This window comes from Bradyrhizobium sp. 4, assembly GCF_023100905.1.
Classification (GTDB): Bacteria; Pseudomonadota; Alphaproteobacteria; order Rhizobiales; family Xanthobacteraceae; genus Bradyrhizobium.
Genome location: NZ_CP064686.1, coordinates 6079794 through 6103383 on the forward strand (window position 1 = coordinate 6079794; position 23590 = coordinate 6103383).

The window sequence follows — 23590 nt, forward strand, 5'->3', positions numbered from 1 at the left end:
ATGCCTGCACGACGTCAACTCCTCGCAATCATCGCGGCGCTTGGGCTGCTCCTTGCGACACTGGCCCCGAGCCGGGCGCAGACGCTCACGACGAGGCAATCGGAGGCGGTTGCGAGCTACGAGCGTGCGCTCGGCGACTTCAAGGCGATTCTGGCCGAGCGGCGCCGCCAGATCGACGCCAAGCAGCCGCTGCCGAATCTGCCGGGCCAGGCGCTGTATCTGGCACGCGTCGCCGTGATCAGTGCTTACAAGGATCTCACCGACGCCATGCCGTCGCGGATCGGGAGGCCCAACAAGTTCGAGATACCTCCGGCCTATTTCGATGCCGACATCGAGCCGCTGGTCGACGAATACTCAAAACTGTTCGAGATCATGGAAGCGCCGCCGGCCGGGGCGCAGAACTCGGCGACGCCGTTCAAGGACGTAGTCGATCTCGCGGTCGCGATCGCGCGCGCCAAGGGGCTTGCGCCTGACCACGCCGAAGCCGCGGGCCGGATCAGCCTCGGGCTGTTCTTCGCCGAGACCAACGGCAAGCAGAACGTCCGCAACGGGCGCTCGAACACCTATATGGGCAGCTTCCAGACCGGCCCATCCGAGGACCGCAACGGCCGCAGGAAATGGGAGACCATCAAGGCCGAGATCGCGGCCGCCGATCCCGGGTTGAGCGCGCGCGACGACAAGGAGGAGGCGCGCGCCCGCGGCACCGATCATCGCTTCAATCACTGGACCAACGTGCGCGACGGCCTGATGAACGCGCATGCGGATGTTTTCCGGGAGATCCCGGGAATCGTGAAGACGCTGCCCGACCCGATCGACCAGATGAAGCTGTTCGAGCTGATCCAGATCGTTCCTACGCCGACGCGGTCGGCGCTCAAGTCCGGCGATCTCCTGAACTACAGGGTGTCCAGTCCGACGATCATGAAGCACCTGCGCAACAACAGCATCTTCGCATTCGGACAGGCCGACCGGGCGCGCACCTCGGCAAGCTTCCGGGAAATCCTTGGCGCGATGTGGCTGTTCAAGCGAAAGTTCGAGAAGGCGATGGCGAAATATGCGGAGATCAAGCCGCGTTGAGGGGCGTCGCCGCGTGGCACGCGGGTGAGAGCTAGCTCCCGCCTTGTAGCCGTCCGTCGGCGTCTTCAAAGGCAAACGGTCGCCGCCTGGTCATTGCGTCCTGCGCCCGGTGCATTTAGCTTCTCCGGACAAGAACAAATCTCGGGGGGACACATGACAGCCGCTCTTCGCAAGCGCACGCACCGTGCCGCATGGGCCTTGATCTCAACATCGCTGGCCGGCCTGGCCAATCTCGCCGCGCATGCCGAGATCGTCGTCACGGCCAATGACGGCAAGATGGTGCTCGAGAACGGCAGCGCCGTGGTGCGCAAGCAGCCGCTGCCGGACACGGTGAGCGTCATCGACTTCACCGAGGGTGCCTTGAAACTTCTCGGCGAAGTGCCCGCCCCGGCCAGCGTCGTCGGCCCGCCTCCGAGCGTGGCCATTGCGCCGGATGGCGCGTTCGCCCTCGTCACCGGCGCGATGAAGCTCGATCCTGCGGATCCGGCCAAGACGGTGCCCGACGACAAGCTCTCGGTCATCGACCTGAAATCCGTACCCCCCAAAGTGCTGGCGACCTTGCAAGCAGGCGCCGGCGCTGCCGGCGTTTCGATCAACCGTGCGAGCACGCTGGCACTGGTTGCGAACCGCAGCGAAGGCACGGTCTCGGTCTTCACGATCAGCGGGAGCACGCTTGCGGCGGCAGGCAAGATCCAGCTCGGCGACGCCAAATCAGGACCCAGCCACGCCGTCTTTTCCCATGACGGCGCGACCGCGCTGGTCACGCGCGACGGAGACAGCAAGATCTCGCTTCTGACTGTGGACGGGAGCAAGGTCGAGTACGCCAAGCGCGATCTCTCCGCGGGCATCCGCCCCTACGACATCGACCTCACCGGCAGCGGCGACAACGACTCGATCAGCCTGATCGACATGACGGCGAAACCGGTCCGCGTCGTCACGACAGTCACCGTCGGGCAGACGCCGGAAGCCGTGAAGATGTCCCCGGACGGCAACTACGTGGCCGTGACCGTCATGAACGGTTCGAACAAGCCGTCGGCCTCGCCGTTCTTCAACGATTTCGGCCTGCTCAAGGTCTACAAGATTTCTGGCACTGACCTTACGCCGGTGACGGAAGCCAAGATCGGCCATTGGTGCCAGGGCATGGTGTGGTCCAAGGACTCCAAATATGTCGTGGCCCAGTGCATGGTCGAAAACGAGCTGATCGCCTTCTCGTTCGACGGCAAGGCGCTGAACAAGACATCCACGCTCAAGATGCAAGTGAGCCCCGCGGGCATCCGCACCGCGGAGCCGTAGGGCCGGAGCGCGGCGCAGTCATCCTGCGCCGCCGCCTTATTCGGTGCGGATCGGCGTGTCCTTCAGGCCGTTGTTGTCATATGCCTTGCGCAAGGTGCCGTTCGTCACCGCCTCGTTCATGAACTTGGCGACGAAGGTCAGCGCTTGGGGACGGCCGAGCGGCACAGCGACGGCCGTGACGGTCTTCTTGAAGGTCTCGTCGAGCACGCGCGTGCCCGGAACCTTCTGCGCCATCTTGTTGAGCTGATCGCGCGACAGCGCGAAGGCATCGATCTCGCCGTTCTTCAGGAGGCCGAAGATCTCGTCGTAGGTCTGATAGCCCGTGACCTTCGCGTTCTTCAGATGCGCGACCGCGCCGCGCATCGTGGTCGTGGCGTTGACGGCCGCGACCTTGATGCCGGACTGGTCGAGCGTGGCAAAACTGGTGATGTTCGAACCGGCCTTCACGATGTAGGTGGCGTCCGCGACCTCGTAGATCGGGCCGAACATCATCCTGGTCTCGCGCTCGGGATCCTTGGGGAGCCAGGTGACATCCCAAGCACCTTTCTCAAGAGCGCCTTTCGATGCCGCATCGGTGATCTGGCCGGAATTCTGGTGCACGACATATTCTACGGGGACGCCGAGCTGGGCGGCCATCTCCCTGCCGAGATCGACGGGCACGCCGGCATAACCGGCTTCGGTCTTGGTAGACCAGAATGCACCGCCCGCCGGGCTGATTGCGATCGCAACCCGCAGCTTGCCGGTCGGTGCGATCTCGTCCTTCAGACCATCGGCTAGCGCGGGCATGGCAACGGCCGCGGCGAGAACGAGGCCGGCAAGGACCGACTTAAGGACCGACTGGAGAGACGTGGGCATGTCATGATCTCCCGACCTTTTCTTCTTTTATTCTTCTCTTGTTCGTTCCGAACGCTTCGCGCGTCGTCGCTCGGCCTTTGAGATAATTGTGGTCGATCGTGCGCGCGATGAAAAGCGGTTTGTCATGACAAACCCCGTCAAAGGCCACACCGCCGCTTGCAGTTCAAGGCCGCTGACTGCCATGGCTATGGTGTTCCATGGCCGGGTGTTTGTTGGTAGCCTGCCGCACCGACAGATAGCAACCGGGGCCACCGAATGACGCGCGCGAATCTCGCATCACCAGCACAGCGCATTGGGGCCTGGAGGCATGTCGGGCCGGCTGTGGCCGCCGTCGCGGCCGTTGCCATCCTCGCCGGCTGTGAGGACAAGAATACGTTCGTTGCCCCGCCGCCGCCCAAGGTGGACGTCGCCGCGCCGGTGCAGCGCCCGGTGACGCGGTATGTCGAGGCCACCGGCAACACCGCGCCGGTCAAGAATGTCGATCTCGTCGCGCGCGTGCAAGGATTCCTTCAATCGATCGACTACCAAGACGGCGCGTTCGTCAAGCAAGGCACCCAGCTGTTCACGATCGAGCCTGAGACCTACAAGCTCAAGCTCGATCAGGCGCAGGCGGCCGAGGCCGGCGCGCAGGCCTCGCTCCGGCAGACGGAAGCCGACTTCAAGCGGCAGGCCGAACTGGTGCAGCGCCAAGCGGTCTCGCAGGCGACCCTGGACACTTCGACCTCGAACCGCGACAACGCACAGGCCAACCTCCAGCAGGCCCAGGCCAACACCCGCCTCGCCGAAGTCAACTACGGCTACACCAAGGTGAGCGCACCATTCGACGGCGTCGTCAGCGCGCATATGGTCTCGATCGGCGAACTCGTCGGGGTCTCCTCCCCGACTCAGCTCGCCTCCATCGTCGCGATGGATCCGATCTATGTGAACTTCACAATCAACGAGCAGGACGTGCTGCGCATCCGTGCCGAGGCCGCTCGCCGGGGGCTCACCGCCGCCGACATGAAGCAATTTCCGATTCAAGTCGGCCTGCAGACCGAGGCCGGCTATCCGCATGAGGGCAGGCTCGACTATGTCGCCCCGACCCTCACCCAGTCGACGGGCACGCTCGCGGTGCGCGGTCTCGTGCCCAACGACAAGCGGGTGCTGCTGCCCGGCTATTTCGTCCGCGTTCGCGTGCCCTTCACCCAGGAGAAGGACGCCCTGCTCGTGCCCGACACCGCGCTCGGCAGCGACCAGGGCGGCCGCTATCTCCTCGTCGTCAACGGCGACAACGTTGTCGAGCAGCGCAAGGTGCAGATCGGTCCCGTGGACAACGGCTTGCGCGTGATCGAAAGCGGCTTGAAGCCGGATGATCGCGTGGTGATCGCAGGGCTCTTGCGCGTGATTCCGGGCCAGAAGATCGACCCGCAGGTGACGAAGATCGAGCAGCCGCAGGCGTCTGCCAAGTAAGTAGGAGCGCCGGCCATGATCTCAAAGTTTTTCATCGAGCGGCCGGTCCTCTCGAACGTCATCGCACTCCTGATGATCCTGATCGGCGGCGTCGCGCTGTTCAACCTCGCGATCGCGCAATATCCCGACGTGGTGCCGCCGACGGTGCAGGTCACGACCCGCTATCCCGGCGCCAGCGCCAAAACCGTGATCGACACGGTTGCCTTGCCGATCGAACAACAGGTCAACGGCGTCGAGGATATGCTCTACATGCAGTCCTACAGCGGCTCCGACGGCACCTATACGCTGACCGTGACCTTCAAGATCGGCACCGACCTCAACTTCGCGCAGGTGCTGGTGCAGAACCGCGTCTCCAGCGCGCTGTCGCAACTGCCCCAGTCGGTGCAGAACCAGGGCGTCACCGTGCAGAAGCGGTCGACGTCCATCCTGCTGTTCGTGACGCTGACCTCGCCCGACAAGACGTTCGACAGCCTTTATTTGAGCAACTACGCCACCATCAACCTCCGCGACGAACTCTCGCGCCTGCCCGGCGTCGGCAACGTCACCGTGTTCGGTGCCGGTCAGTATTCGATGCGGGTGTGGCTCGATCCGAACAAGCTGCAGGTCCGTGGCCTGGTGCCGCAGGACGTCATCCAGGCGATCCAGCAGCAGAGCCAGCAGGTCTCCGCCGGCCAGGTCGGCGCGCCGCCGACGCCGCCGGGCCAGGCGTTTCAGTATACACTGAACGTCAACGGCAGGCTCGACGACACCACCGAGTTCGAGAACATCATCGTCAAATCGGGCACCAACGGCGACGTCACGCGGGTGCGCGACGTCGGTTGGGTCGAATTGGGCGCGCAGACCTACAGCCAGATCTTCTCCCTGAACAAGCAGCCGGCCACCGGCATCGGCGTGTTCCAGTCGCCAGGCGCCAATGCTCTCCAGGTCGAGCAGGCCGTCGAGAAGAAGATGGCGGAGCTTGCAAAGGCCTTCCCGCAAGGGATGAAATACGACACGCCGTTCGACACCACCAAATTCGTGCAGGCCTCGGTGCACGAGGTCTACATGACGCTGATCGAGGCCGGCCTGCTGGTGCTGGTCGTCATCCTGGTTTTCCTGCAGGACTGGCGCGCGATGCTGGTGCCGGCGACCACGGTGCCGGTGACCATCATCGGCGCCTTCGCCGCCATGGCGGCGCTCGGCTTCACCATCAACATGTCGACTTTGTTCGCGATCGTGCTGGCGATCGGCATCGTCGTCGACGACGCCATCGTCGTGGTCGAAGGCGCGGCTCACAACATCGAGCAGGGCATGAACGGCCACGACGCCGCGATCAAGGCGATGGACCAGCTGTTCGCGCCGATCGTCGGCATCACGCTCGTGCTGATCTCGGTGTTTCTGCCGGCCTCGTTCCTCGCCGGGCTCACCGGCCGCATCTATTCGCAATTCGCACTGGTGATCGCCGCGACCGCGCTTCTGTCCGCCATCAACGCGGCGACGCTGAAGCCGACGCAATGCGCACTGTGGCTGCGGCCGACGGTGCCGCCGGAGCAGCGCAACTTCTTCTATCGCGGCTTCAACGCGGTCTACAACCGCGTCGAGCGCGGCTACATCCGGCTGATCGGCGTGCTGTGCAGGAACAGCACGATCTCGGTCGCATTCGCGCTGGTGCTGATCGGGATCGGCGGCTATGGCCTGTCCCGGGTGCCGACCGGATTCCTGCCGATCGAGGACCAGGGCTACCTGATCGCCGCCGTGCAACTGCCCGACGGTGCCGCGCTGGAGCGGACTCAGAAGGTGCTCGACAGAGCGAGCAAGCTGATCAAGGACACGCCTGGAGTCCAGCAGGTCATCACCATCGCCGGCATCTCCGCGCTCGACAACAGCGCCAGCCTTGCCAATGCCGGCGTCGCCTACATCATCCTGAAGGACTGGGACGCGCGCAAAGGACCGGGCGAAGATCTGCGCTCGCTGGTCTACGGGCTGAACGACAAGCTCGCGGTCATCATGGAGGCGCGCACGCTGGTGCTGCCGCCGCCGCCGATCCAGGGCATCGGCAACGCCGCCGGTTTCTCGATGCAGGTCGAACTGCGCGACGGCAACAGCGATTTCGCCAAGCTCCAGGCCATCACGGGCGCGATGGTCAGCAATGGCCAGAGCCAGAGCGCGCTCCAGCGCGTGCAATCCTCGTTCCGCTCGTCGGTGCCGCAGTTCAACGTCGAGATCGACCGCATCAAGACCCAGACCCTGCACGTCACGACCGACCAGGTGTTCGCCGCGCTGTCGACCTACCTCGGCTCGTCCTATGTCAACCAGTTCAACAAGTTCGGCCGCGTGTTCCAGGTCTACACCCAAGCCGATCCCGCCTTCCGCGTCACCGAGCGCGACATCGCCAACATGATGGTGCGCAACTCGAACGGCGACATGATTCCGATCGGCACCGTCGCCACGATCACGCCGGCCACCGGCCCCTCGCTGATCAGCCTTTACAATCTCTATCCGTCGTCGACCGTGATCGGCCTGCCCGCGCAGGGCTACTCTTCGGGCCAGTCGCTGAAGCTGATGGAGGAAATCGCGGACAAGACGCTGCCGCCGGGCACCGGCTTCGAATGGACCGCGATGTCCTATCAGGAGAAGGCCGTCTCCAACCAGATCTACTGGGTGTTCGGGCTCGCCATGCTGCTGGTCTATCTCGTGCTCGCCGGCCAGTACGAGAGCTGGTACGCACCGATCTCGGTGATCCTGGCGGTGCCGCTGTCGTTGCTCGGACCGATGCTGATCCTCAATGCCCTGAAGATCGACAACAATCTCTATTGCCAGATCGGCCTGATCCTCTTGATCGCGCTGTCGGCCAAGAACGCCATCCTGATCGTCGAGGTCGGGCTCGAGCTGCACGGCCGCGACGGCAAGCCGGTGCTGGAATCCGCGATTGAAGCCGCGCGCGCCCGCTTCCGCCCGATCCTGATGACGTCGTTCGCCTTCATCCTCGGCGTGGTGCCGCTGGTGATCGCGACCGGCGCCGGCGCCAGCGCGCGGAAGTCGATCGGCATCACCGTGTTCTCGGGCATGCTGGCCTCGACCTGCCTCGCGGTGCTGTTCGTGCCGGCGTTCTTCGTGGTGGTGCAGCGCTTCGAGAACTGGCGTGCGTCGAAGAAAACCCCGAAGGCGGTGGCGGTGGCCGAGGTGAAGTCCTAGGCCTTCTCCGCAGGGACCTGCCGCGCCTCGCCGCTCGAGACCAGCAGCACCGAGACCTTCGCCTGCCTGAGCACGGCGTCGGCGACGCCGCCGAAGGAGAGATGGTCGGCCTGGATGCGATCGACGCCCATCACCACGAGATCGACGTCGGTGGTCTCGATCTCGCGCAGGATCGCCGCTTCAGGCGCCCGGTTCGCGCGCAAGGTCGTGGTGATGTCGACGTCGTAGCGGGCGGCGAGATCGCTGGCGTCCTTCAGGATGCCGGCCTCGTGGCTCAGACCACGAGAGGCGCCGCGTTGCGCGCCCTTGTCGCGCGTCGTCGCGACATAGATCACCCGGAGCGAGCCTGATCCCGCCTGCGCCAGCGCGACCGCGACCTCGGCGCCGCGCTTGGAGACGCCGCTGCCGGAGACCGGAACGAGGATGTTGAGCGCCTCGGGCGTCGGCTGCTTCAGGTGCTTGCCCTTGGCCGCCACGATCGCGAGCGGTCCTTCGAACTTCGCTGCAATGCCCTCGATCTTGCGGTCGAATCGATCCTTGGTGGCTGCGACCTTGTCGGTGCCGACGACAAGGAGATCGAAGCCCTTGCGCGCTTCGTCGGCAATGGACTCGCCGAGCTCCGCACGCCTTGCCCGGGTGACGACGTCGACGCTGCCGGCGTCGCCATCGCCATGGGCCGATACCGCCTCAGCGGCTTTCTTCACCACGGTTTCGGGGCTTTCCTCTTCGTCGCGACCCTTCTCCTGATCCTTGGCGCGCTTGCCGATGTGCAGCACGGTGATCGGCAGGCCGCGCATGCCGGCGATCAGGCCGGCGATGTGGGCGGCGAAGGTGGCGTTGACGCTTTCGTCCACTGCGAGCAACGGACGTTCGAGGTTGGCGACGAAGCCGCGCCTCTCGAACTCTTCGCGTTCCAGGCGCTCTTGCTCCTCCTTGTTCATCGGCAGCTTTGCTAGCGCCGCGCGCAGCATCGGCGGCATGGCCATCGTGGTCACGATCGCCATGGTGACGATCATCGTGAAAAGATTCTGGCTGAGCACGCCGATCGAAAGACCGATGGTGGCGATGATCACTTCGGTCGAGCCGCGCGCGTTCATCCCGCTTGCGAGCGCCAGCGACTCCCGTGTGTTCAACCCGCCCACGGTTCCGCCGACGAAGGCGCCGCCGAACTTGCCGACGCTGGCGATCACGACCAGCAGGCCGGTGAGCATCAGCAGATCGGGATCGCGCAGCACTGTGAGGTCGGCGCTCAAGCCGGCCAGACCGAAGAACACCGGCATGAAGAAGCTCGAGATCAACCCGCGCAGGCGCTCGTCGATCTGCCGCGTCAGGATCGGGGACTCCCCGACCAGAATGCCGGCGACGAAGGCACCGAGCACGGTGTGGACGCCGATCAGATGGGTGATCAGCGCCATGGCGCACATCAGCAGCAGGATCACCGTGATGACCGGGGCGGTGCTGACGAGATTATCGTTGGCCCATCGAATGAGCTGGAACACGAGGCGGCGACCGATGGTGAAGCTGATGGCGAGGAAGGCCAGCGTGCCCAGCACGGCTTTCGCCACCGAGGCGATATCCAGCGTGCCGTGCGAGGCCAGGCTGAAGATGACGGCGATGATGATCCAGCCGATGGTGTCGTCGATGACGGCGGTGGCGACGATGATCTGGCCGACATTGCGGCGCATGAAATTCATCTCGCGCACCACCACCGCGACGATCTTCACCGAGGAGATCGACAGCGCCGTGCCCATGAACAGCGACGCAACCAGGCGGGCTTGCGGATTCGGCAACAGCGCGTCCGGCAGAAATTCACCGAGCGCGAAGCCGCAGGCGAAGGGCACGAGGATGCCGGCGATCGAGATCGCGATCGCGGCCTTGCCGACCTTCCTGACCAGCTTGAGGTCGGTCTCCATGCCGGTCAGCAGCAGCAGAAGCAGGATGCCGAACTGCGCGATGCCGTCGATCATCGCTTTCTGCTCGGGCGTTTTGGGGAAGATCGCGTGCTGTGCGTCAGGCCAGACCCAACCGAACAGCGACGGCCCCAGCAGGATGCCGGCGAGCAATTCGCCGATCACCGAGGGCTGGCCGAGGCGCTGCATGATCTCGCCGAGACCGCGGCCGACCGCGATCAACAGCACGATCTGCGCCACCAGCAGGAATTCGGACGGACCGGCCGATTTGCCGCCCTCGGCACTGGCCGCAACGGTGGTGAGGACGAGAGCCGCGGCGACAAGGCCGACCGGTCGGAGCAGGCTCCACTGCATGCAGGAATTTTCCCCCTTCATCTGCCCCGGCGAGGTGCCGGGATGACGGGGATAGAACCCGCGGTGGGCGCAGCGGGTTCCTGTCGCTTGCAGGGGGGGTTAGGGGGCAACACAAAAAAACGCTAAAACAACCCCATGCACAGTAGAGATGAGGTTGAAAAGGCTGAAGAAAATTTTGTGTGCGCCGAAATCATATTTCGTCTTTGCCGAAAACTGATTGCTCCGTCGGGCAAAACACTGGCATGATGGCATCATGAGTGGTCTGCGCAGGGTGCCTCCTCATCCCCCGTCATTGCGAGCGCAGCGAAGCAATCCAGACTGCCGCCGCGGAAAGATTCTGGATTGCTTCGCTGCGCTCGCAATGACGACGTGGAGGCAGCCGCGCGCCTCACGCCGATCCCTCACACCGCCTGCGGTGTCCTGATCTCGCGCGGGAGAATGATCGCCGCTGCGATCGCGAGCAGGCAGAGGGCGGCGAAGGCGTGCAGCATGGTGACGAAGCCGCCCTGCTCGTAGAGCCAGGCGACCAGGCCGACGGAGGCGCCGGCGGCGGTGAAGCCGATGAAATAGCGCACGGCATAGGCGCGCGAGCGCCATTCCTCGCTGGTGTATTTGCCGACCATGGCGTCGTTGACCGTGACCTGCCCGAACGCACCCATGACGATGCCGATCGAGACCAGGATCAGCGGCAAATTGGACAGGCTCGCGGCCAGATACAAAAACGGCGCCAGCATGAAGGACAGCGGCAGCGCCACCGTCTTCAGCGAATAGCGGTCGAGCAGCCGGCCGATCGTGTACTGCGTCATTGCGCCGAACACGTAGACGCAGGCCGCGATGACGCCGAGCAGCGCCGGGCTTTTGGTGAGATCGGCGAGCCGCTCGGCGAACAGCTTTGGCAGCGCGACGGTGACGGCATTGAAGGTCGTCGAGATCGCGATCACCACGATCAGCAGCGACAGGATCACGCGCCACATGTCCTGCTTGGCGACGCGCGCCTGCGCCGCCGCCTGTTTCGAACCCTTGCGGTCCTCGTGCACGACCATCATCGCAAACGCGATGCCGATCAGGATGGTGACGATGCCCGGGACGATGAAGGCGAAGCGCCAGCCGAGATACTGGCCGATCACGCCGGTGACCAGCGCCGACGATGCGACGCCGAGATTGCCCCAGACGCCGTTGATGCCCATCTCGCGGCCGAGCCTGTCAGCGTAGGAGACGATCATGGCAGTGCCGACGGGATGATAGATCGAGGCAAAAATGCCGATCGCGAACAGCGCCGCGCCGAGCTGCGCCGGGGTCTGCACGAAGCCGACCGAGATCATGGAGGCGCCGATGCCGACGAAGAAGATCAGCATCATGTGGCGGCGGCTCCAGCGGTCCCCGAGCCAGCCGGTGAGCAGCGACCCAGCGCCAAAGGCGACGAAGCCCGGCGTCGCATAAGGCAAGAGCTCCGAATAGGCCATGCCGAGCGCCGGTCCCATGATGATCACTGCGGCGGCGAAAATCAGCATCGCGTAATGATCGATGAAATGGCCCGCGTTGACGAAACTGATCACCCGGCTGGGGCTGTTCATGGGAATCCTCTCCTGCTCCGAAATGAGTTATATGTCTTGGGCATGACGGGATGCTGCCAATGACTGTCGTCGAGACGCCAATCCTCCGGGCGGTCCGGAGCAATCATCGCTCGCCCGCGGGCGTGCATCTGGTCGCGCGCGACTATCCCAAGGGCATGCGGATTGATCCGCATTTGCACCGCGAGGCGCAGCTGATCTATGCCGCCAGGGGCACCATGCAGGTGACGACGCCCGGGGGCCGTTGGCTGGTGCCGCCGGACCGCGCGGTGTGGGTGCCGGCCGGGCTCCAGCACGCCATCGATCTGCTGGCCGACATCGAGATGCGGACGCTCTATTTCGACCTCGCCTGGCTGAAGCGCGAGCAGCGCCATGAGGGACTGACTAGGGAATTCGTGGTGCGGGTGTCGCCGCTGCTGAACCAGGCGATCCTCGCGCTGTTCGATGCGCGCAATACCGAGGAGCGGACCGATCTGCTGGTTCGGCTGGTGATGCTGGAACTGGTCCAGGCCGAGGATTCCGCGACCTTCGTGCCGCTGCCACACGAGCCGCGCTGCCGGCGCGCGGCCATGATCGTGCTCGACGATCCCACCGGCCTGCACGACATCGACGCGCTGGCGCGCGAGGTCGGAACCTCCGCGCGCACGCTGTCGCGGCTGTTTTCGACAGAGACGCAGCTGAGCTTCAAGAGCTGGTGCCAGCGCGCAAGAATTGCGGCGGCGATCCAGCGGCTGTCGACCGATGCCAATGTGTCGGTGAAGCAGCTCGCGACCCAGCTCGGCTATGCCAGCGTGCCTGCGTTTTCCGCAGCGTTCCGTCAGGTGACGGGGCGGACCCCGACGGAGTTTGCTACACACTCGGTGTCATCGCCCGGCTTGACCGGGCGATCCAGTACTCCGGGACGGCGCGGCTAGAACCGAAAAGCTGCGGCGTACTGGATGCCCCGCCTGCGCGGGGCATGACACCTTTCCTGGAGACGCATGGCACCACTAAACTTGCCAAATTCCCCCGCTTGATTGTGATCGGCTTCCGCCCAAATCCCGTGTAAGATTCCCGCACCGCACAAACCCGACACGAAAGCCCCGATGGCCAACGCCTTCTTCTCCGACTTGCTCACCACCATCTCCGAGCGCGGCCGCACGCTGCTTCGCCGCGGGGATTCTGCCGACACCAAGCCAGACGCCGACGGGCTCATCGAGCTCTGTGGCGCGCTGCTGTCGGGCCGGGGCGAAGCGTCGGGCACGGCGATGGCGCGTGAGGTGCTCGACATCTACCAGGAGCTGGATGCGGCGGGACGTCGCGCTTTCTTCGAAGCCCTGGTGCGCGATTTCGGCCCGGATCGGGAACGCCTGTCCAAGGCGATCGAGACATGGCGTGCCAAGCCGGCCGACGAGGATGCCAGCGCGCTTCATTTCGCCTCCGAGCCGCGCCGGCAGGAGCTGATCCGCCGCCTCAACCGCGCGCCCGGCGGCACTGGGGATCTCGTCAAGATGCGCGCCGACCTGCTCGACATGAGGAACGGGCACACCGATCTCGCCGCACTCGATCGCGACGTTTCGCATCTTCTCTCGTCATGGTTCAACAGGGGGTTTCTCGTGCTGCGCAGGATCGACTGGTCGACCCCGGCCAACATCCTCGAAAAGATCATCCGTTACGAGGCCGTGCACGAGATCAGCGACTGGGACGATCTGCGCCGCCGCATCGATCCGGTCGACCGCCGCTGCTACGCCTTCTTCCATCCCGCAATGGTGGACGAGCCCCTGATCTTCGTCGAGGTCGCGCTGACGGAGACGATCCCCGGCGCGATCGCGCCGCTGCTCGCCGTCGATCGCCCCTCCGTCCCGATCGAGCGCGCCCGCACCGCCGTGTTCTACTCGATCTCCAACACCCAGCGCGGTCTCGGCGGCATCTCGTTCGGCAGCTTCCTGATCAAGCAGGTGGTGGAGGAGCTGCGCCGCGAATTGCCCAAGCTCGACAATTTCGTGACGCTGTCGCCGGTGCCGGGCTTCATGCCATGGGTGAAGCAGGACAAGGATTTGCCGCTGTCGGACGAGGACCGCGAAGTGCTGAAGCGCCTCGACGATCCAAAATGGTTCGAGAACCCCGAGACGACCACGCTGCTGCGTGGCGTGATCGAACCGCTCGCGGCGCACTACTTCCTCAAGGCGCGCACGCCGAAAGGCAAGCTGATCGACTCCGTCGCCCGCTTCCATCTCGGCAACGGCGCCCGCCTCGAGCGCATCAACTGGTTAGGCGATCTCTCGCCCAAGGGCGTGCGCGAGTCCGCCGGCGTGATGGTCAACTACCTCTACCGCCTCGACGACATCGAGAAGAACCACGAAGCCTACGCCAATGACGGCGAGGTCGTGGCCTCGAGCGCGGTGAAGAAGCTCTTGAAGGGCGAAGGACGGCGGCTGCTGGATATGCGGCTGTCGTAGCGATGCTGTCGTCCCGGCGAAGGCCGGGACCCATAACCACCAAAGACAGTTTGATGAAGACCCGCAGTTGCCAACTCCCTCCATAACCTCTCCCTGGGGTTATGGGTCCCGGCCTTCGCCGGGACGACACCGAATAATTAGCGCGGCCGTCGCCCCTAACATGCCTCCTACTCCGCCAGCGCCTTCATTTCCTTGTAGAGATCCGATTTGCCCTCGAAGCCGATGCCCGGCAGGTCGGGCATGGTGATGTGGCCGTTCTCGACGCGGACGCCGTCGGGGAAGCCGCCATAGGGCTGGAACAGGTCGGGGTAGCTCTCGTTGCCGCCGAGGCCCAAGCCGGCTGCGATGTTGAGCGACATCTGGTGGCCGCCGTGGGGGATGCAGCGGCTGGGCGACCAGCCATGAGTTTTCAGCACCTCCAGCGTGCGCTGGTATTCGCACAGGCCGTAGGACAGCGCGCAGTCGAATTGCAGCCAGTCGCGGTCGGGCCGCATGCCGCCGTAGCGGATCAGATTGCGGGCGTCCTGGTGGCTGAACAGGTTTTCGCCCGTTGCCATCGGGCCCGGATAGAATTCGGCGAGGGCTGCCTGCAGCGCGTAGTCGAGGGGATCGCCGACTTCCTCGTACCAGAACAGAGGATAATCCCGCAGCATCTTGGCATAGGCGATCCCGGTCTCGAGATCGAAGCGGCCGTTGGCGTCCACGGCGAGCTGCGCGTCCTTCCCGATCTCCTTCAGCACCGCCTCGATGCGGGCGCGATCGTCCTCGATATCGGCGCCGCCGATCTTCATCTTCACGACGTTGTAGCCGCGATCGAGATAGCCGCGCATCTCGCCGCGCAGCATCGAGAGGTCCTTGCCGGGATAGTAATAGCCGCCCGCGGCGTAGACGAACACGCGCGGATTGGCTTTGACGCCATGACGCTCGGCGAGCAGGCGGAACAGCGGTTGGCCCGCGATCTTCGCCACCGCATCCCACACCGCCATGTCGATAGTGCCGACCGCGACGGAGCGCTCGCCGTGACCGCCCGGCTTCTCGTTGGTCATCATCGCGCCCCAGACCTTGTCGGGGTCGAGATTGTCGCCGGAAGCGTTCAGCAGCGATTTCGGGTCGGCCTCCAGGATGCGTGCGGCAAAGCGCTCGCGGATCAGGCCGCCCTGCCCGTAACGGCCGTTGGAGTTGAAGCCGTAGCCGACGACGCGCTTGCCGTCGCGGACGACGTCGGTGACGACGGCAACCAGGCTCGTCGTCATCTTGGTGAAATCGATATAGGCGTTGCGGATCGGCGAAGAGATCGGTTTCGTGATCTCGCGGACGTCGACGATGCGGACGGACATGGGGTTGGCCTTTCACTTTCGTCATTGCGAGGAGCTCTTGCGACGAAGCAATCCAGACTGCCTTCGCGGAAAGATCCTGGATTGCTTCGCTACGCTCGCAATGACAAGGAGAGAGCGCGCTCGATGACGGGTGGAGAGCGCGCGCTCCTACTTCTTATCCCTGAAATACGGCTCGACCGGGCCGTGCACCTTGATGGTCAGCGGGTTGCCGTGGCGGTCCTTGGCGTTGCCTGCGGTGACGCGAACCCAGCCTTCGCTGATGCAATATTCTTCGACATTGGTCTTCTCGACACCCTTGAAGCGGATGCCGACGTCGCGCGCCAGGATGTCCGCATTGTAAAAGGGGCTGTTCGGATCGACCGAGAGGCGGTCCGGGAATTCGTCGCTCATGATTGTCTCGCTCATAACAGGGTCTCGATTTGCTGCCGCAATCCTTCGGGCCGCGCGGTCGGCGCATAGCGCGAAACTACCTTGCCGGCGCGATCCACCAGGAATTTGGTGAAATTCCATTTGATGGAGGCGCCCAGCAGGCCGGATTGCTGGCGTTTCAGGTACTCATACAACGGATGCGCATTGCTGCCGTTGACGTCGATCTTCTCGAACAGGGGGAAGGTGACGTCGTAATTGGTCGAGCAGAACGCCTGGATCTCGCTCGCCGGTCCAGGCTCCTGCGCACCGAACTGGTTACAGGGAAAGCCGAGCACCGAGAAGCCGCGCGGATTGAGATCGCGATGCAGATCCTCCAGCCCGCGATATTGCGGCGTGAAGCCGCATTTGCTCGCGGTGTTGACGATCAGCAGCACCTGCCCCTCGAAGCTGCGCATGGGCACTTCTTCGCCGAGAAGCGAGTTGGCCTTGAAGTCGTAGATCACCGACATCGCTAACCCACGGGATCGATCGGCGACGGCGGCACGCCGCCCGCCTCGATCGCTTCGCCGGCAAGGAGACAGAGATCCTCGCGATAGCGGCCGGACACGATGTGCACGCCAACGGGCGCCTTGCCGACGAGGCCGGTGGAGACCACGAGGCCCGGCAGGCCCATGAAGGGAATGGCGATCTGCGGCAGCTGTGCTTCCCAGACGCGTTTGAAGGACTCGTCGTCCTTGCGGTCGAGATGATCGGGGAACGGCAATTCGCCGGAGACCGGCGTCAGCAGCACGGCATAGGTCTCGAAGAACAACATCCAGTCGCGGGTCAGCGTGGCGCGGCGGGTCAAAGCCTTGGCGTAATTTGCCTGGTCCATCGGCGTAAGCCTGGCGCGATTGCCGCGCAGGCACGCCAGAGCGCCCGGATCGCCCTCACGCTCGGCCATCTCCAACTGCGCCTCGTAGCCGTCGCCCAGCCAGAGCTTGATCTGCCACTCGACGGCCTCGCGCATCGGCGGGGTGTCCTCGATTGTCTCGACGGTCCAGCCGGCACGCTCGAGCCGCTTGCCGGCGTCGATGACGGCAGCCTTCACCTCGGGCGCGGTGGCCAGGCCGTCCGGATTAAGACACAGCGCGGCGCGCTTCGGCCGCGCCGGGCCTTCCAGCGGTGCCGGCACGAACCAGGGATCGCGGATGTCGCGGGCCGACATCGCCGCGAGCGAAATCCTGATGTCGTTGACGGTGCGCGCCAGTGGGCCCGACACCGCCATGATCTGCGGGCCGATCGGGCGCTCCGGCAGGGCCGGATTGAAGGCCGGGATGCGGCCGAGCGTCGGGCGCAGACCATGCACGCCGCAGGCATAGGCGGGATAGCGGATCGAGCCGGCAATATCGGTGCCGTGGGCGATATGGCCGATGCCGGCCGCGACCGCCGAGCCGGCGCCGCCGGACGAGCCGCCCGGCGTCAGCGAGGCATCGCGGGGGTTCTTGGTGTCGCCGTGGACCAGGTTGGTGGTGAACCAGCGATAGGAGAAGGCCGGGCAATTGGTGCGCCCAAGCAGAACGGCGCCGGCTTTGCGGAAATTGGCGACCACCGGATTGTCCTCGCGCGCGATCAGGTCGCGCTGCAGTTTCAGGCCGTTGGTGGTGGCAAAGCCCGCCTGGTCGACATTGGCTTTGATGGTGACGGGCACGCCGGCCAGCACACCGGGGTCCCCACCCCTGGCGATGGCGGCATCGACGGCGTCGGCCTGCTTGAGCACGTCCTCCGGGCGGTGGTCGATCACGGCGTTGAGGCTGGGATTGACGGCGTCGAGCCGGGCCAAGCCGGCCTGCGCGGCCTCCCTGGCGGAGACCTTTTTGGTTTTGACGAGGTTGGCGAGGTCGGCCGCCGACAGGCGCCAGAGATCTTGCATGGCTTGCTCCGTTTAACCGGCGTCTTTTAGCCCCGGGAACGCGGCAAAGCCATGCGGATTTCGCAGGGGCGAAGGGCGGGGGATGCCGGGTGACGCCTCATTCTCCGTCATTGCAAGCGAAGCCAAGCAATCCAGACTGCCTCCGCGGAAGCAGTCTGGATTGCTTCGTCGCAAGGGCTCCTCGCAATAACGGGGAGAAAGCGTCGGAGGCTAATGCCGCGTCGCGGACTGGTCCGGGATGTCCAGGAGTGCCTCGGTGAAGGGGAATTCGAGCACGATCTCGCCTTCGCGGTCGGTGACCTCGATGACAGCCTCGAGCAGGGCCGGCTGGGTGCCTTCCGATCTCAGCACCTCCAGAATCATCTGGCGGGCGACCTCCCAGGCACGATCGGGATTGCGCAAATCCTCTCCCTCGGGATCCACGATCAGTTCGTCGCCGATACGGGTGTTGAAGAAATATCTGGGCATCACGAAGTTCCAGTTGGGTCGCCTGTACCGGATTGAAAGCTGCACTGCACTCACAACTGCTTTATCAGGACAGGGTTCGCGACCGAATGCGCCAAGCGCAGGGCCGCATCACCAGAAAGTACTGTTCCCCGCGCTTTTCTCGCGGCGCAATATGCCCTTGTTCGGGAAAATTTCACTGGCGAACTTTTGTGCTCGCAGTAACTTAGCCCCGGGCGGATACGTCCGAAATCTCGAAAATGGAGAGCCGAAATGGCCTGGAAAGCCCCCAAGATCGTCGAAGTGCCCTGTGGCATGGAAATCAACATGTATGTGAGCGCCACCCGCAAGTAAGCGGTTGGTGAATTCGCGTTCTGCGCAGGTGGATCTTTCGGTCACGATGCATGTCCGGAAGACAGGATTTGTGTTTGCTTGAGGTCCACCTCGCGACATTGCTTCCAGGAGACGGATCATGCTTCGCGTCGTCGTCCTGGGCGCCGCAGCCGGCGGCGGAGTGCCGCAATGGAATTGCGGCTGCGAGGGCTGCCGGACAGCCCGTGAAAACGGCCAAGAGCTGCAACGGACCCAAGCCTCGGTCGCCTTCAGTGGCGATGGCGAGCACTGGTTCTTGATCAACGCCTCCCCCGACCTCCGCCAGCAACTGAATGCCACGCCACAGCTGCATCCGAAGGCAGGCGCGCTGCGCCATACGCCGATCGCAGGCGTGATCCTGACCAACAGTGAAGTGGACGCGGTGGCAGGCCTGCTGTCGATGCGCGAGGGCTCGCCCTTCACGGTCTATGCGCATGAGAAGGTGCTGGCGATCCTGAAGGCCAACAGCATCTTCAACGTGCTGAACGAGAAGAACGTGCAGCGCCAGCCGGTCGAGATCAACGAGCCGTTCGAGCCGCGGCTGCCGGACGGGGCGCGCTCAGGCATCGAGGTTCTGCCCTTCGCGGTCTCGGGCAAATCGGCCTGGTACCTGGAAGGCAAGGCGCATCCGGGCGGCGACGCCGGCGAGGGCGATACGCTGGGGCTGAAGATCACCGATAAGTCGACCGGCAAATGCTTCTACTTCATCGCCGCCTGCGCCAAGGTCACCGACGCGCTCAAGGCCGAGATCGACGGCGCCGCGCTGGTGTTCTTCGACGGCACGGTGTGGCAGGACGACGAGATGATCAAGGCCGGGCTCAGCCACAAGACCGGCAAGAGCATGGGCCATGTCGCGATGTCCGGCGACCACGGCGCCATCGCGCGGCTCGCCGACCTCACTCTCGACAGGAAGATATTTCTGCATATCAATAACTCGAACCCGGCGCTGCTGCCCGCTTCCCCCGAGCGCAAGGCCGCTGAAGCGGCGGGCTGGCAGATACCCGCTGACGGAACGGAGATCGTGCTGTGAATGCCGCCTCACTGAGTGGAATGACCGCGCTCTCGGTCGGCAAGGACATCAGGCTCACGAGCGCCGAGGAGCTGGAGGCGGCGCTGCGCCATATCGGTGCGACGCGCTATCACAGCCTGCATCCGTTCCATAAGATGCTGCACGGCGGCAAGCTGAACAAGGGCCAGGTCCAGGCCTGGGCGCTGAACCGCTACTATTACCAGAGCACCATCCCGATCAAGGACGCGGTGGTGATCTCGCGCTTCCGCGACCGCGCCACGCGCGTGGAATGGCGCCACCGCATCGAGGATCATGACGGCGATATCGGCTCCGAAGGCGGTATCGAGCGCTGGCTGAAGCTGACCGACGGCCTCGGGCTGGACACGGCTTACGTGGAATCGACCGAAGGCATCCTGCCTGCGACGCGCTTTGCGGTGGAAGCCTATGTGCACTATTGCCGCGAGAAGTCGCCGCTGGAGGCGATCGCCTCCTCGCTCACCGAATTGTTCGCGCCGAACCTGCACGAAGAGCGCATCTCCGGCATGCTGGAGCACTACGACTTCGTCAATCCTGACATCATGAGCTACTTCAAGCGCCGGCTGGCGCAGGCGCCGCGCGACGCCGGCTTTGCGCTCGACTATGTCAAGGCGCATGCCACTACGCCCGAGCAACGCGCGTCGGTCTGCAACGCGCTGATCTTCAAGACCAACGTGCTATGGGTGCAGCTCGACGCGCTCCAACACGCCTATGTCGAGGGCCACATTCCGCCGGGCGCGTTCGTGCCCCAAGAACACCAAAAAGCGAGTTGAGGAACAATGGTCGGGCCGCGCAACATCAGCGTCAGCGAGACCAGCCGGCCGGTTCTGCCGAGGCACGCCAAGCTGAAATATGACGAAACGCGAAAAGTCTGGGTGATCCTGGCGCCCGAACGCGTGCTGGCGCCGGACGAGATCGCGGTCGAGGTCTTGCAGCTCTGCGACGGCGAGCGCAATGTCGGCGAGGTTTCCGACCAGCTCGCCGCAAAATACGCCGCGCCGCGCGAGGCGATCCTGGCCGACGTCATCGTCATGCTGCAGGACCTCGCCGACAAGGGCTTTCTCACGGAGGCCCGGGAGAAGACGTCATGAGCGATGTGCTCGGCAATCCCACCATCCCGCCCGACGCCAGCGACAGCCTCGCGGTGCTGGAGAAGAGCCGCTCGACGGCGGAGACGTTTGGCATTCCGCTCGCCGTGCTGCTCGAGATCACCCATCGCTGCCCGCTGCAATGCCCCTATTGCTCCAACCCGGTCGAGCTCGACCGCTCGGGCAAGGAGCTGACCACCGAGGAATGGAAGAAGGTATTGAGCGAGCTCGCCGAGATCGGCGTGCTCCAGGTGCATTTCTCCGGCGGCGAGCCGACGGCGCGCAAGGACCTGGTCGAGCTGGTCAAGCATGCCAGCGACGTCGGCCTCTACACCAACCTCATCACCTCGGCGGTGCTGCTGTCGCGCGAGCGGCTGAGCGAGCTTGCCGATGCCGGGCTCTGCCATGTCCAGATCAGCTTCCAGGGCGTTGAAGAAGCCCTCGCCGATCGCGTCGGCGGTTACAAAAACGGGCACCGCAAGAAGCTCGAAGTCGCAAAATGGACGCGCGAGCTCGATTTGCCGCTCACCGTGAATGCGGTGATGCACCGGCAGAACCTGCATCAGCTGCCTGATATCATCCAGATGTCGGTCGATCTCGACGCCGACCGGCTCGAGGTCGCCAACGTCCAATATTACGGCTGGGCGCTGAAGAACCGCGCCGCCTTGATGCCGACGGTGGCGCAGCTCGACGAGTGCACCCGCATCGTCGAAGAAGCGCGCGAGCGGCTGAAGGGCCGGCTGACGATCGACTATGTGGTGCCCGATTATTACGCGCTGCGGCCGAAGAAGTGCATGGGCGGCTGGGGCCGGCAGTTCTTCAACATTTCGCCGGCCGGCAAGGTGCTGCCCTGCCACGCCGCCGAGAGCATCACCGGGCTTGACTTCGAATCGGTGCGCTCCAACCATTCGATCGCCTGGATCTGGCAGAACTCGGAGGCCTTCAACCGCTATCGCGGCACCGGCTGGATGAAGGAGCCGTGCAAGAGTTGCGAATTCCGCGAGGTCGATTTCGGCGGCTGCCGCTGCCAGGCCTTTGCGCTGACCGGTGACGCCGCCAACACCGATCCTGCCTGTGCGCTGTCGCCGCTGCACGAGACCATCTTCAAGCAGGCCGAGCGCGAGGCCGAGGGCGAAACCAACCGCTTCGTCTATCGCAATTTCGCCGGCGGCACTCTGGAATCCGGGAATGATGCCTGACGCCGACGCGGCCAGCTCAGTCAAGCGCGCCGATCCCTTTGCGCCGCTGACCTCCGAAATGCTCGACGTCGGCGACGGCCACGAGCTCTATGTCGAGAGCGTCGGCCGCACCGACGGAATCCCCGCGGTCTATCTGCATGGCGGCCCCGGCAGCGGCTGCCAACCCGACCATCGCCGCCTCTTTGATCCCGACCGTTTCCATGCCGTGCTGTTCGACCAGCGCGGCTGCGGCCGCAGCCGGCCGAAGGGATCGCGCGCACACAACACCACGCAGCATCTGATCGCGGACATGGAACAGATCCGCGAGAAATTCGGGGTCGCGCGCTGGATGGTGGTCGGCGGCTCCTGGGGCGCGACGCTGGCGCTGGCTTATGCGCAGGCCCATCCTACGCGCGTCTCCGGGATTGCGCTCCGCGCGACGTTTCTCGGCACGCGTGCTGAAGTCGAGATCGCCTTCACCTCGCGCCTGTCGCAATTCTACCCCGCCCTCTACGAGGATTTCCTCAGCGTGCTGCCGGTCGAGGAACGCGCGCGGCCGGTGGAGGCCTATTATCGCCGCATCCTCGATCCCGATCCGGCCGTGCATGGCCCCGCCTCGCGCGCCTGGCACGATACCGAGCGCGCCCTGTCGGAGCACAAGGCGGCAAAGACGCGGATCGACCTGGCGTCGCTGAACGTGTGGCGCACATTGCCGGCGACGCCGTTCATGGAGGCGCATTATTTCGTCCAGGACAGCTTCATGACGGAGAACCAGTTGTTGCGGAACGCCGGCAAGCTCGACGGCATCCCCGGCATCATCGTCCAGGGCCGCTACGATCTGTTGTGCCCTCCCGAGACATCGCAGGCGCTCGCGAAAGCGTGGCCAGGTTCCGAGATTCGCGTCGTGGAAGAAGCCGGCCATTCGCTCTATGATGCCGGCGTGCGGGACGCGGTCATGAAGTCGATCGCGGATATCGCCTCGAAGATTTCGCGATAGCGGGACAAGGAAATGCCACTCGCAGGTAAAGGCATGCTGCTGACGTCGATGAATATCGACGTTTCAGATGAAGCCGATTTCAATCGCTGGTATGATCGCGAGCATCTGGAAGAGCGCGTTGCGATCGAGGGTTTTCTGGAGGCGCGGCGCTATGTCGCGCGCGCCGCCAATCCCAAATACCTCTCGCTGTATTCGACCGCGACACTCGACGTGCTCGACAGTCCCGCCTACCGGGCGCAGCTCGTTAACCAGACTGAATGGTCGCGGCGGAGCATGGCGCATTTCAAGGACATGCTGCGCGTGGTCGCCCGCATCACGATCAGCAATGGTACCGGACGCGGCGCGACGCTCGGCCTCGTGCGGCTGCGGCCGACGCCGGACAATGCAGCCGCGTGGCGTGACGCACTGCAAGAACGGCTGGCGCCGGATAAGCACGACGGTATCATCTCGATGCATCTGCTCGAGAGCGAGCCGGAATTGTCGGGCGCAACGGCGGATGTTCCGGCAGTACGCAATGAAGGCGCGCGCGACTGGTTCGTGCTGATCGACGGCACGCATGTCGGCGCGGTCTCGGCCGTGATCGCCGCGCGCTTCACCGGCCCTGCCGCCTCGCCATTCCCGCTTCCCGTGTCGGTCGGCACCTACAGCCTGATGTGGGACCTCGCCAAGAGCGACATCGCGCGCAACTAAGCCGTCGCACGCATTGCAACATGTTGCACCGCCACATACT

The 23590-nt window shown here is 64.5% G+C and carries 21 protein-coding genes; 13 read left to right on the forward strand and 8 right to left on the reverse strand.

What is annotated here, in order from left to right; translation table 11 throughout:
- Both IVB45_RS29060 and IVB45_RS29065 read left to right on the forward strand, forming a co-directional pair.
- The gene (locus tag IVB45_RS29060; RefSeq protein WP_247358503.1) at positions 1–1074 is read left to right on the forward strand and encodes a hypothetical protein; all 1074 of its coding nucleotides are present in this window, start codon (positions 1–3) and stop codon (positions 1072–1074) included.
- A gap of 153 nt (positions 1075–1227) precedes the next feature.
- Positions 1228–2367 (forward strand): YncE family protein, encoded by a 1140-nt coding sequence (locus IVB45_RS29065; RefSeq protein ID WP_247358501.1) that lies wholly within the window; start codon positions 1228–1230, stop codon positions 2365–2367.
- A gap of 36 nt (positions 2368–2403) precedes the next feature.
- On the opposite strand, the gene IVB45_RS29070 is transcribed toward IVB45_RS29065, so the two are convergent.
- Positions 2404–3222 (reverse strand): ABC transporter substrate-binding protein, encoded by an 819-nt coding sequence (locus IVB45_RS29070; protein ID WP_247358499.1) that lies wholly within the window; start codon positions 3220–3222, stop codon positions 2404–2406.
- 255 nt (positions 3223–3477) lie between these two features.
- Between IVB45_RS29070 and IVB45_RS29075 the strand changes: the two genes are divergently transcribed.
- Both IVB45_RS29075 and IVB45_RS29080 read left to right on the forward strand, forming a co-directional pair.
- Positions 3478–4671 (forward strand): efflux RND transporter periplasmic adaptor subunit, encoded by a 1194-nt coding sequence (locus tag IVB45_RS29075; protein WP_247358491.1) that lies wholly within the window; start codon positions 3478–3480, stop codon positions 4669–4671.
- 15 nt (positions 4672–4686) lie between these two features.
- The gene (locus IVB45_RS29080; RefSeq protein WP_247358489.1) at positions 4687–7845 is read left to right on the forward strand and encodes a multidrug efflux RND transporter permease subunit; all 3159 of its coding nucleotides are present in this window, start codon (positions 4687–4689) and stop codon (positions 7843–7845) included.
- Here the strand turns inward: IVB45_RS29080 and IVB45_RS29085 are convergent.
- Positions 7842–10109 carry a cation:proton antiporter gene (locus IVB45_RS29085; RefSeq protein WP_247358487.1) on the reverse strand — a complete coding sequence of 756 codons (2268 nt, stop codon included), beginning with the start codon at positions 10107–10109 and terminating at the stop codon, positions 7842–7844. The two genes, IVB45_RS29080 and IVB45_RS29085, sit on opposite strands and share 4 nt — an antisense overlap.
- A gap of 401 nt (positions 10110–10510) precedes the next feature.
- Positions 10511–11683, reverse strand: a complete 1173-nt coding sequence (locus IVB45_RS29090) for an MFS transporter (RefSeq protein ID WP_027519745.1) — start codon at positions 11681–11683, stop codon at positions 10511–10513.
- A 59-nt stretch (positions 11684–11742) separates the two neighbouring features.
- On the opposite strand from IVB45_RS29090, the gene IVB45_RS29095 reads away from it, so the two are divergent.
- Positions 11743–12594, forward strand: a complete 852-nt coding sequence (locus tag IVB45_RS29095; RefSeq protein WP_027570589.1) for a helix-turn-helix transcriptional regulator — start codon at positions 11743–11745, stop codon at positions 12592–12594.
- Positions 12595–12765: 171 nt separating this feature from the next.
- The gene (locus IVB45_RS29100) at positions 12766–14118 is read left to right on the forward strand and encodes a malonyl-CoA decarboxylase (protein ID WP_027570588.1); all 1353 of its coding nucleotides are present in this window, start codon (positions 12766–12768) and stop codon (positions 14116–14118) included.
- A 167-nt stretch (positions 14119–14285) separates the two neighbouring features.
- On the opposite strand, the gene tarD is transcribed toward IVB45_RS29100, so the two are convergent.
- From tarD to IVB45_RS29125, 5 genes are all read right to left on the reverse strand, one after another.
- Positions 14286–15455 carry a mandelate racemase/muconate lactonizing enzyme family protein gene (gene tarD / locus IVB45_RS29105; RefSeq protein WP_247358486.1) on the reverse strand — a complete coding sequence of 390 codons (1170 nt, stop codon included), beginning with the start codon at positions 15453–15455 and terminating at the stop codon, positions 14286–14288.
- A 147-nt stretch (positions 15456–15602) separates the two neighbouring features.
- Positions 15603–15860, reverse strand: coding sequence for a DUF3297 family protein (locus IVB45_RS29110; protein WP_007613756.1), 258 nt, complete (start codon positions 15858–15860; stop codon positions 15603–15605).
- Positions 15857–16333, reverse strand: coding sequence for a glutathione peroxidase (locus tag IVB45_RS29115; RefSeq protein ID WP_027519751.1), 477 nt, complete (start codon positions 16331–16333; stop codon positions 15857–15859). The genes IVB45_RS29110 and IVB45_RS29115 overlap by 4 nt, the downstream gene beginning before the upstream one ends.
- 2 nt (positions 16334–16335) lie before the next feature.
- Complete coding sequence (locus tag IVB45_RS29120) at positions 16336–17736, reverse strand: amidase family protein (protein ID WP_247358484.1); 1401 nt, start codon at positions 17734–17736, stop codon at positions 16336–16338.
- 210 nt (positions 17737–17946) lie between these two features.
- Positions 17947–18204, reverse strand: a complete 258-nt coding sequence (locus tag IVB45_RS29125; protein ID WP_007613759.1) for a hypothetical protein — start codon at positions 18202–18204, stop codon at positions 17947–17949.
- A 249-nt stretch (positions 18205–18453) separates the two neighbouring features.
- Here IVB45_RS29125 and pqqA point away from each other — a divergent pair, with 249 nt between their 5' ends.
- From pqqA to IVB45_RS29160, 7 genes are all read left to right on the forward strand, one after another.
- Positions 18454–18534: a pyrroloquinoline quinone precursor peptide PqqA gene (gene pqqA, locus IVB45_RS29130; RefSeq protein WP_007595659.1), complete on the forward strand. Its 81-nt coding sequence runs from the start codon at positions 18454–18456 to the stop codon at positions 18532–18534.
- A gap of 118 nt (positions 18535–18652) precedes the next feature.
- The gene (gene pqqB / locus IVB45_RS29135; RefSeq protein ID WP_247358482.1) at positions 18653–19582 is read left to right on the forward strand and encodes a pyrroloquinoline quinone biosynthesis protein PqqB; all 930 of its coding nucleotides are present in this window, start codon (positions 18653–18655) and stop codon (positions 19580–19582) included.
- Positions 19579–20370 (forward strand): pyrroloquinoline-quinone synthase PqqC, encoded by a 792-nt coding sequence (gene pqqC / locus IVB45_RS29140; RefSeq protein ID WP_027570584.1) that lies wholly within the window; start codon positions 19579–19581, stop codon positions 20368–20370. Before pqqB ends, pqqC begins: the two co-directional genes overlap by 4 nt.
- A 6-nt stretch (positions 20371–20376) precedes the next feature.
- Positions 20377–20688 (forward strand): pyrroloquinoline quinone biosynthesis peptide chaperone PqqD, encoded by a 312-nt coding sequence (gene pqqD, locus IVB45_RS29145; protein WP_247358480.1) that lies wholly within the window; start codon positions 20377–20379, stop codon positions 20686–20688.
- Entirely contained in the window at positions 20685–21884 is a 1200-nt protein-coding gene (gene pqqE, locus IVB45_RS29150) for a pyrroloquinoline quinone biosynthesis protein PqqE (RefSeq protein WP_027570583.1), read from the forward strand. The genes pqqD and pqqE overlap by 4 nt, the downstream gene beginning before the upstream one ends.
- The gene (gene pip, locus IVB45_RS29155; protein WP_247358478.1) at positions 21874–22860 is read left to right on the forward strand and encodes a prolyl aminopeptidase; all 987 of its coding nucleotides are present in this window, start codon (positions 21874–21876) and stop codon (positions 22858–22860) included. The genes pqqE and pip overlap by 11 nt, the downstream gene beginning before the upstream one ends.
- A gap of 12 nt (positions 22861–22872) precedes the next feature.
- Positions 22873–23550, forward strand: coding sequence for a DUF4286 family protein (locus IVB45_RS29160; protein ID WP_247358476.1), 678 nt, complete (start codon positions 22873–22875; stop codon positions 23548–23550).
- The last annotated feature ends 40 nt before the right edge of the window (positions 23551–23590 follow it).

What these genes read in the sequence shown, in the direction of transcription:
- IVB45_RS29060 (WP_247358503.1), top strand. Translation starts at nt 1, where the DNA reads ATGCCTGCACGACGTCAACTCCTCGCAATCATCGCGGCGCTTGGGCTG.
- IVB45_RS29065 (WP_247358501.1), top strand. Translation starts at nt 1,228, where the DNA reads ATGACAGCCGCTCTTCGCAAGCGCACGCACCGTGCCGCATGGGCCTTG.
- IVB45_RS29070 (WP_247358499.1), bottom strand. Translation starts at nt 3,222, where the DNA reads ATGCCCACGTCTCTCCAGTCGGTCCTTAAGTCGGTCCTTGCCGGCCTC.
- IVB45_RS29075 (WP_247358491.1), top strand. Translation starts at nt 3,478, where the DNA reads ATGACGCGCGCGAATCTCGCATCACCAGCACAGCGCATTGGGGCCTGG.
- IVB45_RS29080 (WP_247358489.1), top strand. Translation starts at nt 4,687, where the DNA reads ATGATCTCAAAGTTTTTCATCGAGCGGCCGGTCCTCTCGAACGTCATC.
- IVB45_RS29085 (WP_247358487.1), bottom strand. Translation starts at nt 10,109, where the DNA reads ATGCAGTGGAGCCTGCTCCGACCGGTCGGCCTTGTCGCCGCGGCTCTC.
- IVB45_RS29090 (WP_027519745.1), bottom strand. Translation starts at nt 11,683, where the DNA reads ATGAACAGCCCCAGCCGGGTGATCAGTTTCGTCAACGCGGGCCATTTC.
- IVB45_RS29095 (WP_027570589.1), top strand. Translation starts at nt 11,743, where the DNA reads ATGACTGTCGTCGAGACGCCAATCCTCCGGGCGGTCCGGAGCAATCAT.
- IVB45_RS29100 (WP_027570588.1), top strand. Translation starts at nt 12,766, where the DNA reads ATGGCCAACGCCTTCTTCTCCGACTTGCTCACCACCATCTCCGAGCGC.
- tarD (WP_247358486.1), bottom strand. Translation starts at nt 15,455, where the DNA reads ATGTCCGTCCGCATCGTCGACGTCCGCGAGATCACGAAACCGATCTCT.
- IVB45_RS29110 (WP_007613756.1), bottom strand. Translation starts at nt 15,860, where the DNA reads ATGAGCGAGACAATCATGAGCGACGAATTCCCGGACCGCCTCTCGGTC.
- IVB45_RS29115 (WP_027519751.1), bottom strand. Translation starts at nt 16,333, where the DNA reads ATGTCGGTGATCTACGACTTCAAGGCCAACTCGCTTCTCGGCGAAGAA.
- IVB45_RS29120 (WP_247358484.1), bottom strand. Translation starts at nt 17,736, where the DNA reads ATGCAAGATCTCTGGCGCCTGTCGGCGGCCGACCTCGCCAACCTCGTC.
- IVB45_RS29125 (WP_007613759.1), bottom strand. Translation starts at nt 18,204, where the DNA reads ATGCCCAGATATTTCTTCAACACCCGTATCGGCGACGAACTGATCGTG.
- pqqA (WP_007595659.1), top strand. Translation starts at nt 18,454, where the DNA reads ATGGCCTGGAAAGCCCCCAAGATCGTCGAAGTGCCCTGTGGCATGGAA.
- pqqB (WP_247358482.1), top strand. Translation starts at nt 18,653, where the DNA reads ATGCTTCGCGTCGTCGTCCTGGGCGCCGCAGCCGGCGGCGGAGTGCCG.
- pqqD (WP_247358480.1), top strand. Translation starts at nt 20,377, where the DNA reads ATGGTCGGGCCGCGCAACATCAGCGTCAGCGAGACCAGCCGGCCGGTT.
- pqqE (WP_027570583.1), top strand. Translation starts at nt 20,685, where the DNA reads ATGAGCGATGTGCTCGGCAATCCCACCATCCCGCCCGACGCCAGCGAC.
- pip (WP_247358478.1), top strand. Translation starts at nt 21,874, where the DNA reads ATGATGCCTGACGCCGACGCGGCCAGCTCAGTCAAGCGCGCCGATCCC.
- IVB45_RS29160 (WP_247358476.1), top strand. Translation starts at nt 22,873, where the DNA reads ATGCCACTCGCAGGTAAAGGCATGCTGCTGACGTCGATGAATATCGAC.